Here is a 7,796-nt window from a genome sequence, read left to right as displayed (position 1 = left end):
TGGACCCCATCGCCTGCCCGATCGTGCGGAACGGCGAGCCGGAACTCCCGTCGCCCGACGAACCGCCAGAAGCCGATACATAGTAAATGGTCATTCTTGTCCCTCGCGCTTGCGTGGACGCCGACGTCGAGGCCGGCGCCATGATCCGACGCATCCAAGGCCGCCGCACGAGGCGAGCGGCATTTCCTTGCGTCAGGGCGCGTTAGAACAAGGCTTCTTGGCCTGTGCGCGTCGGCTTCGGGCCAGGATTGAGGTCAAAGATTGTGTAAAATCGTTCTCGGCGACAAAGCGCTCATGGAACGTCTCTCGGATCGCCGCGGCTACCTTCATCTGGACGGCTTGGCGAAGGATCCGCCCCGAGAGGTCTCGGGCCAGATCAGCGGATGACGAACTCCACGCGCTGGCTTTCGCCACTGCTGCCCGGGATCGAGAGGTCGTAGGTCCCCGGCCGGATCGCCACGAAGGACATCCGGGCCGTCCCCTGATCGTCGAATTCCAGGCTGTCCACAGCCATCGGCCGGATCTCGATGTCGTTGATGACGATCTCGTTGATCCAGATGGAGCGGAAGAACCCGGCCCCCGTCAGCGCCAGTTCGGCCGAGCCGTCGGCGGTGATCTCGAGCTCGTAGTAGGCGCCGGACTGGAGCTCCACCGGCTGCGTCCCGGCGTGGATCGGCTGGCCGGAGGCGAGCGTGAGGGCAATAGGCTCGCCCCGGTTGCAGCTCGCCAGGAGCCCGGCGAAGCCCAGATCCTCGCAGAGCGGCGCAGCCTGCGCCGAGCCGCCGGCGACGATGAGGGCCAAAACGGCCGCGAGCCTGTGACGGGTCATTCGATCTCTCCTTGCTTGGGTCATTCCGGCGCCACCACGACGCCCCAGGGCTGCTGCCCCACCGGCACGGAGCGCACCACCTCCCCCGCCGCCACGTCGATGATCGACACGTCGTTCGAGTTGCCGTTCGTGGTGATGAGGAACCTCTCGTCCGGCGTGAAGGCGAGCTGCCAGACCCGCTGGCCGACGAGCAGATAGTCGAGCACCTCCCAGGTCTCGCCGTCCACGACGGCCACGCGGTTCGACGGGCCGAGCGCCACGAAGACGCGGCTGCCGTCCTGCGTCACCCGCACGCCCACGGGCTGGAGCAGCTCGGGCTGGATGCCCGGCACCTCGAAGGTGATCTTGTGGAGGATCTCGCCGGTGGCAGGGTCGATGACGCTGACCGTGCCGCCGATCTCGGCGCTCACATAGAGCCGCGCACCGTCCGCCGTGAACTGCGCGAAGCGCGGGCGCTGGTCCACCAGCGTATTCTGCACGATCTCGAACGTTTCCGTGTCGATGAAATGGGCCATGTTGGTCGTCTCGGAGGTGTTCACCACCACCTTGCCGTCGGGCGAGATGCCCATGCCCTCGGGCTCCACCCCCACCGGCACCTCGGCCAGGACCTGCCGCGTCTGCACGTCCGTCACCGTCACGAGGTTGTCGTCCTCGTTGGCGATGTAGAGCGGGTTCCCCGTGGGATGCAGCACGAAGAGCTCCGGGTCCGGGCCGGAGGGAAGCGTATGCGTCTCCTCGTAGGTCTCGGTGTCGAAGACCCGCACCGCGTCGTCGTCCGAGGCGCAGACGTAGAGCTCGGACCCGTCGGGCGAGATCGTGATTCCGCGCGGGCGGTTGCCGGCGGGGAACTCGGCCAGGACCTCCCAGGTCTCGCTGTCGAGAACGGTGACGGTGTTTCCCCTCTCGTTGCTGACGAAGACCTTGTAGGCCTGCGCGGGCAGCGCCCCGCCCAGGAGCAGCGCGGCGGCGAGCGTGGTTCGGATCATGGCTGTCCTCCCTGGAAGGCGGTGCAACGGGACTCGGGCCGGTCGAGCCCGAGAGTGTCGAGCGGCGAGACCTCGTGCAGGAAGCCGTCCTGCGGCGAGACGCTGACGGTGATGCGCCCGTCCCCCAGGAGGATCGGCTGGCGGAGCTGGCCATTCCAGTCGCGGAAGGTCACGGGCTGGCCCTTGAAGGCGGCAAGCTCGAAATTGGGGCCGAGCGCATAGTCGCGGATCGCCACGGAGTCGGCGGATTGCGTGCGTGTCACCGCCTCGCCCACCACCCGCAGCGCGAGCCACGCCTGGTAATCCTCCTCGCGCATGGGGCGGCCCGCCAGCTCCTCGAAGCGGTTCTGCATCTGCGTCGCGCCCCAGGCTTCATGGGCGGGGTGCCAGGTCAGGGGGCGCAGGCCCGCCGATCCGGCCACCGGGGCCGCGTCCCAGGTCTGGTAGGGCAGGTAGGGCGCGAAGACGTCGCTGGCATCGGCGGCCACGACCACCTCGTGCGTCGCCGCGTCCTGTGTGAAGACGGGGATCTGCCGCTGCACCAGCACGTGCCCCGTGTCCGCGACGCGCGCGCCGCCGGTGTCCACGAACTCGCGCTCCTCGACGATCCGGGCGCCGAACTTGGCGGCGGCGGCGCGGTAGGCGTCGGCCAGCGCGTGGTCCTCGGGGTGGGAGCCGTGGATCAGGAACCAGCGGTCCCACTGCTTCCAGACCAGGAACTGCGCCAGGGCGTCAGCCATCATCCCGTCGCTGGGCGCGACATGGAGCACGTTGGCCCGGCACTCCTCCGAACGCAGCGCCTCGTCGGTGGCGCGGGCGTTGAGGATCAGCACCCCTACGGGCGCGGCGTCGGCCAAGGCCAGCAGCTCCTCGCGCCGCGCCAACGCGACGACGATGCGGTGCCCCTCGGCGACCAGCCGGTCGAAGGCCGCCCGAACCTCCTCGGGCGGGACGGCAACCGTCTCCGTCTCGTAGCTCTGGCCCATGAACTGTCCGGTGGTCCGGTTGTCCTCGGTGGCGAGCATCGCCCCCGCATGGCCCAGATCCTCGGGCGGCAGGTCGAGCCGCGAGATCGGCAGGAGCGACGGATAGTCCACCCGGATGACGGCGGCCCGGACCTCCTGCGCCGCCGCCGACCCAGTGAGGAGTCCGAAGACGGCAAGCGCTGCACCCATCCTCGCCACCGTCCCGGCTCGCACTAGCTGTCCTCCGTCCCTCAAGGTCTGACGCAATGCGATCCCCCTTCTTCGTCCTCGCGGCATTTCTCCTCGCCGGCCCGGTCCCCGCGCAGGAACCGCCGCCCCTGCAACGCGGCGCGACCGTGGCCTTCCTCGGGCTCCACTTCATCGACACCTCGACCGAGGGCGCCTACAACGGCGTGCGCCCCGACGAGACGGAGCGGCTCGCGCTCCTTGAGGACTCGGTCCGCCAACGCTTTCTGGACGAAGGCTTCACCCTCCTCGACCTCGCGCCCGTGAGGGAGGAGCTGGACCGGACGCTGAACCCCGCCGACTGCAACGGCTGCGACCTCCGCATGGCTGAAAGGCTGGGCGCGGACTACGCGCTGGTGGGCGAGGTGCAGAAGGTGTCGAACCTGATCCTGTCGATGAACCTCGTGCTGCGCGACGTGGAGGCGGGCCGCCCGGTGCGGATGCTGGCCGTGGACATCCGGGGCAACACCGACGACTCCTGGCTGCGAGGCGGCCGCTACATCCTGAACAACCACTTCTTCGCCGATTAGCGTCATGGCCGCTCCAGAGGCTCGACCGGCTCCAGCGGGTGGCCCGCCCGCGTCCAGCCGTCGGTGCCGCCCGGATACCAGTGCACGGCGCGATAGCCCCAGGACAGCGCCCGCTTGGCGGCGTTCCAGGACATCCAGCACTCCTCCTTGCAGAAGAACAGGATTGGCCGCGCCGGGTCGCCCCCGGCGATCCGCTCCAACCCCTCGCGCAGGTAGACCTCGTCCTTGGGTGGCAGCCGCGCATACCCGGTGTTGGGCAACCAGACCGCGCCAGGGATGCTGTCATGCGGCGCGTCGCGCCAGATGGTGCCCACGGGCAGGTCGGCGGGCCTCTCGTCGCGCGGCAGCGCGTCCACGAAGACCGTCCGCCCTTCCTCCCAGAGCCGGAACGCCTCCTCGGTGCCGACGGTCGTCGCCCCTGCCAGCCCCTCGGGCACGGGCGCGCGGTAGGGCGCATCGCGAAAGCCCTCGGGCTCGGGCACGGGCTCCGCCATCAGGACGGCGGGCAGCGTGGCCAGGAGGACGGACAGGACCCTGAGCACCCTACCCCGCCGCCTTGAGACCGGTGCCCATGTCGTTCAGCAGCGGCACCCCCGCCTCGCGCAGGATGGCGTCGATGCGGTCCTGGTTGCGCCGGATCAGCGAGTTCATCTCGCGCTTCCAGGCGTCCTCGCCCTGACGCACGCCCATGGTGATCCGGTAGAACAGATGCGGCATCCGCTCTTCCTTGAGCAGCGGCGTGACCACGAAGGGCAGGCTGCGCTCCTTGACCAGAGGCCCGGCGATCGGCCCCCACATCAGCGCCGCGTCGATCGTCCCCGCCCCGAGGTCCGCGAGCATCCGGTCGGGCGGCGAGTTGTAACGGCGGTCGGCGAAGAGATCGTAGGACTCGATGTTGGTCAGCAGCCGGTTATAGGCCAGATGGTCCACAGGCGGCGTCCCGGCGACGATCCCGATCCTGGCCTCGCGCAGTCGGGGGTCGGACAGCGCGTCCACCTCGGCCAGCGGCCCATCCGCGCGCGCGACCAGCACCCAGGACGAGGTGAGCCAATGGTTGGTGTTCAGCACCAGTTCGTCCCCTTGGGCGTAGCCGATCACCACGTCGCATTCCGCCGCCGCCAGCGTGCGGCGGATGAAGCCCGTGGACATCGGATACCATGTGTATTCGACTGGCCGCCCCAGCTCTCCCGCCAGAAGCTCCGCGATGCGATTCTCGTAGCCCGTCCCGTCCTCGGAGGATGCAGGCCAAGCCGCCGGGTCGGCGCAGACACGGAAGGCGCTGCGCGACACGAGGTCGGCCACCTGCGCCCCTGCCGGTCCCGCCGACCCCAGCAGCATCAGGGCGACCGCGAGCTTAGGTCCCCAGGCAGCCATTCTCGGCCTCCGCGATGGCGTCGGACTTGTCCTCGCGCTGGGCGGGACGGCCACGCGGCAGCGCCTCGGTGCCCCTGGCCTTGAGATAGACATAGATGTCGTCGAGGTAGCACATGACGTTCGCGTTGGTGCCGAAGGCCGGCATGACGTTGGTGTGCCCGGCGTCCACGTTCTGCCGCCCGCCGGCGACGATGCCGTAGAAGTCGTAGTAGTCCAGCCGCACCGCCGAATGCTTGAGAGCGGGGGCGTAGCTCGATCCCTCGCCGTCCGGCCCGTGGCAGACGTGGCATTCGGCATGGTAGCGCCGAAAGCCGGAATAGGTGGGCCAGTCCACTGTCCCGTCGGCGGCGATGTTGTAGGTCGGGATGCCGTCGGCGGTGAAGTAGCGCCCGTCTTCCTCCGAGACCGCGACGATGTTGGGATCGCCCGAGGCCGGCGTCGCCTCGGTCCCCGATCCGGCCCCAGCCTCCGGAGCCGCCGCCGTCTCGGCCGCCGTCGGCTCGACCGCCGTGGGCTCGGCGTTGTCCTGCGACCAGCCCGCCGGGGCCGTCAGCACCAGAAGGGCAAGCCCGAGGCCCGTCCTGCGCGGGATGCGCGTCATTCGTCCACTCCTGTTCCAAGGGGGCCGGCGGGCTTGCGCGCCGCCGGCCGTCTCAAGGCGCGTCCCGTCCGATCAGTCGGGCAGCGTGAAGACGGTGAGCTGCCCGCCGAGCGCCGTGTACTGGCTCAGCGAGGCATAGCCACCCACCGCGCCCAAGCCCTCGTTCGGGTTGGTCAGCCCCGCCGCGAGGCCGATCCCGGCCCAGCCGCCCACGCCCGAGAGCACGGCGACATACTGCTTGCCCTCGTGCTCGTAGGTCATCACGTTGCCGATCACCCCCGACGGCGTCTTGAAGCGGTAGAGCTCCTCGCCCGTCTCGGCGTCCACGGCCTTCAGGTAGCCTTCCAGCGTGCCATAGAAGACCACGTCGCCCGCCGTGGACAGCGCCCCCGACCAGACCGAGAACTGCTCGGGCAGGGACCACTTGATCTCGCCCGTGCGGGCGTCCCAGGCGATGAAGTTGCCCATGCCGCCATGGCTGTCCGGAGCGGGATACATCGACAGGGTCGCGCCCACGTAGGGCTGGCCCGCCGTGTAGCTCACCCGGAAGGGCTCGTAGTCCATGCAGACGTGGTTCGTCGGCACGTAGAACAGGCCCGTCCGGGGCGAGAACGACGCCGGCTGCTGGTCCTTGGAGCCGAGCGCCGCCGGGCAGATGCCGGTGGTGTTCGTGTCCTCGCCCTGAGCGCGGGTCGAGAACTCGGCCACGACCTGCGGACGCCCGTACTGGTCCGAGTTCGGGTCCATGTTGACCTCGGTCGCCCAGTTGACCGCCGGATCGTACTTCTCGGCGATCAGCAGCTCGCCCGTGGCCCGGTCCATGGTGTAGGCGAAGCCGTTCCGGTCGAAGTTGACGAGCAGCGGGCGCATCTGCCCGTCGATCTCCTGATCGACGAGGATGTTCTCGTTCACGCCGTCGTAGTCCCACTCGTCATGCGGGGTCTTCTGGTAGAACCACTTGGCCATGCCGTCGTCGGGGTCGCGGGCCATGAGGGTCATGGACCACTTGTTGTCGCCCGGCCGCTGCGAGGGGTTCCAGGTTGAGGGATTGCCGGTTCCGTAATAGATGAGGTCCAGCTCGGGATCGTAGCTGTACCAGCCCCAGGTCGTGCCGCCACCGATCTGCCACTGGTCGCCTTCCCACGAGTTCAGCGACGAATCCGCGCCGATGGGCTCGCCCAGGTGCGTCGTGGCCTGCGGATCGACCAGCATCTCGGCGTCCGGCCCGGTCGAGTAGGCACGCCAGCGCTGCTCGCCCGTCGCCATGTCGTAGGCGGTGACGTGCCCGCGCACGCCATATTCCCCGCCCGAGATGCCGACGATGATCATGTCCTTCACGGGCAGGACCGTGGCGGTGTTGGTCTCGCCCTTGGCCGGGTCGCCGTTCTTGACGCTCCACTTGACCTCGCCCGTCATCGCGTCGAGCGCGACGACGGTGGTGTCGGCCTGGTGCATGAAGACGGTGTTGTTGGCGTAGGCCACGCCGCGGTTCACCGTGTCGCAGCACATGACCGCGATCACGTTCGGGTCCTGCTGCGGCTCGTACTTCCAGACGATCTTGCCCTCGTCGCTCAGGTCGAGGGCATAGACCATGTTCGGGAACGGCGTATGGACGTACATCATGTTCCCGACGACCAGCGGCCCGCCTTCATGGCCGCGCAGCACGCCGGTCGAGAAGGTCCAGGCCACCTGCAGGTCGCCCACGTTCTCCCGGTTGATCTGGTCGAGCTCCGAGAAGCGGGTGTTGGCGTAGTCGCCGGTCTGGATCACCCATTGCTTGGGATCGTCCATCAGGCCCATCAGCTCGTCATTGGCCAAAGCCGGGGCCGTTCCGCCCACGAGGATCGTGGCGGACATCAGCAGTGATCGTCTCACGTTAATTCCTCCCTAGATGCCATTCGGCCGTGTCCGGCCGTCTTGGACGGGCGACGCCTCCTCGCCGCCGGCTGCGACCTCGCGCGGGTCCGGGTCGGGTCCCGCAGGTGCCGTCCTTGCCTCCCCCCCTGGCTCAGCCCTCCCCTGGCTTGCGCGCCGCGTCGCAGGCGGCGGCGGTCACGTCCCGATGCGGCTGGGGACCTCCTCCCGGTCCCGCCGCAAGCTCGACATGACGGACTCCGGTCCGGCCGCCCGTCATCAGCATCTCCTCTCGGACGGGCCCATGTCCATCCTCAATACACCACGACGCTGCGTATGCTTTCGCCTCGTTTCATCAGTTCGAATCCGTCGTTGATCCTGTCCAGCGGCAGGGTGTGGGTGATCATGGGG

The 7,796-nt window shown here is 68.9% G+C and carries 8 protein-coding genes; 1 reads left to right on the top strand and 7 read right to left on the bottom strand.

Features of this window, described 5'->3' with window-relative positions; translation table 11 throughout:
* Positions 1-376: 376 nt before the first annotated feature.
* From J2Z33_RS17760 to J2Z33_RS17750, 3 genes are read right to left on the bottom strand one after another with little or no spacing between them, the layout of a single operon-like run.
* Positions 377-829 carry a cupredoxin domain-containing protein gene (locus J2Z33_RS17760; protein ID WP_209843545.1) on the bottom strand — a complete coding sequence of 151 codons (453 nt, stop codon included), beginning with the start codon at positions 827-829 and terminating at the stop codon, positions 377-379.
* A gap of 20 nt (positions 830-849) precedes the next feature.
* On the bottom strand, positions 850-1,815 hold the full coding sequence (locus J2Z33_RS17755; RefSeq protein ID WP_209843542.1) for a YVTN family beta-propeller repeat protein: 966 nt from the start codon (positions 1,813-1,815) through the stop codon (positions 850-852).
* Positions 1,812-2,990: an ABC transporter substrate-binding protein gene (locus J2Z33_RS17750; RefSeq protein ID WP_209843540.1), complete on the bottom strand. Its 1,179-nt coding sequence runs from the start codon at positions 2,988-2,990 to the stop codon at positions 1,812-1,814. Before J2Z33_RS17750 ends, J2Z33_RS17755 begins: the two co-directional genes overlap by 4 nt.
* Before the next feature lie 56 nt (positions 2,991-3,046).
* On the opposite strand from J2Z33_RS17750, the gene J2Z33_RS17745 reads away from it, so the two are divergent.
* Entirely contained in the window at positions 3,047-3,556 is a 510-nt protein-coding gene (locus tag J2Z33_RS17745) for a DUF3280 domain-containing protein (RefSeq protein ID WP_209843538.1), read from the top strand.
* Between the two features lie 2 nt (positions 3,557-3,558).
* Here the strand turns inward: J2Z33_RS17745 and J2Z33_RS17740 are convergent, their stop codons facing one another.
* From J2Z33_RS17740 to J2Z33_RS17725, 4 genes are all read right to left on the bottom strand, one after another.
* A complete protein-coding gene (locus J2Z33_RS17740) occupies positions 3,559-4,098 on the bottom strand; it encodes a PQQ-dependent catabolism-associated CXXCW motif protein (RefSeq protein WP_342454229.1) in 540 nt (179 codons plus the stop codon).
* Position 4,099: 1 nt separating this feature from the next.
* Positions 4,100-4,930, bottom strand: coding sequence for a substrate-binding domain-containing protein (locus J2Z33_RS17735; protein ID WP_209843536.1), 831 nt, complete (start codon positions 4,928-4,930; stop codon positions 4,100-4,102).
* Positions 4,911-5,531 (bottom strand): c-type cytochrome, methanol metabolism-related, encoded by a 621-nt coding sequence (locus tag J2Z33_RS17730; RefSeq protein WP_209843534.1) that lies wholly within the window; start codon positions 5,529-5,531, stop codon positions 4,911-4,913. Before J2Z33_RS17730 ends, J2Z33_RS17735 begins: the two co-directional genes overlap by 20 nt.
* Before the next feature lie 72 nt (positions 5,532-5,603).
* On the bottom strand, positions 5,604-7,388 hold the full coding sequence (locus J2Z33_RS17725; protein WP_209843547.1) for a methanol/ethanol family PQQ-dependent dehydrogenase: 1,785 nt from the start codon (positions 7,386-7,388) through the stop codon (positions 5,604-5,606).
* Positions 7,389-7,796 lie beyond the last annotated feature (408 nt).

This window comes from Rubellimicrobium aerolatum (assembly GCF_017872975.1).
GTDB lineage: Bacteria > Pseudomonadota > Alphaproteobacteria > Rhodobacterales > Rhodobacteraceae > Rubellimicrobium > Rubellimicrobium aerolatum.
Note: the sequence above shows the minus strand (reverse complement) of the source record. Positions and strands in the feature narration are given on the sequence as shown.

Excerpts from the sequence above, each read along its gene's own strand:
- J2Z33_RS17760 (WP_209843545.1), bottom strand. The coding sequence starts at position 829 with ATGACCCGTCACAGGCTCGCGGCCGTTTTGGCCCTCATCGTCGCCGGC.
- J2Z33_RS17755 (WP_209843542.1), bottom strand. The coding sequence starts at position 1,815 with ATGATCCGAACCACGCTCGCCGCCGCGCTGCTCCTGGGCGGGGCGCTG.
- J2Z33_RS17750 (WP_209843540.1), bottom strand. The coding sequence starts at position 2,990 with ATGGGTGCAGCGCTTGCCGTCTTCGGACTCCTCACTGGGTCGGCGGCG.
- J2Z33_RS17745 (WP_209843538.1), top strand. The coding sequence starts at position 3,047 with ATGCGATCCCCCTTCTTCGTCCTCGCGGCATTTCTCCTCGCCGGCCCG.
- J2Z33_RS17735 (WP_209843536.1), bottom strand. The coding sequence starts at position 4,930 with ATGGCTGCCTGGGGACCTAAGCTCGCGGTCGCCCTGATGCTGCTGGGG.
- J2Z33_RS17730 (WP_209843534.1), bottom strand. The coding sequence starts at position 5,531 with ATGACGCGCATCCCGCGCAGGACGGGCCTCGGGCTTGCCCTTCTGGTG.
- J2Z33_RS17725 (WP_209843547.1), bottom strand. The coding sequence starts at position 7,388 with ATGTCCGCCACGATCCTCGTGGGCGGAACGGCCCCGGCTTTGGCCAAT.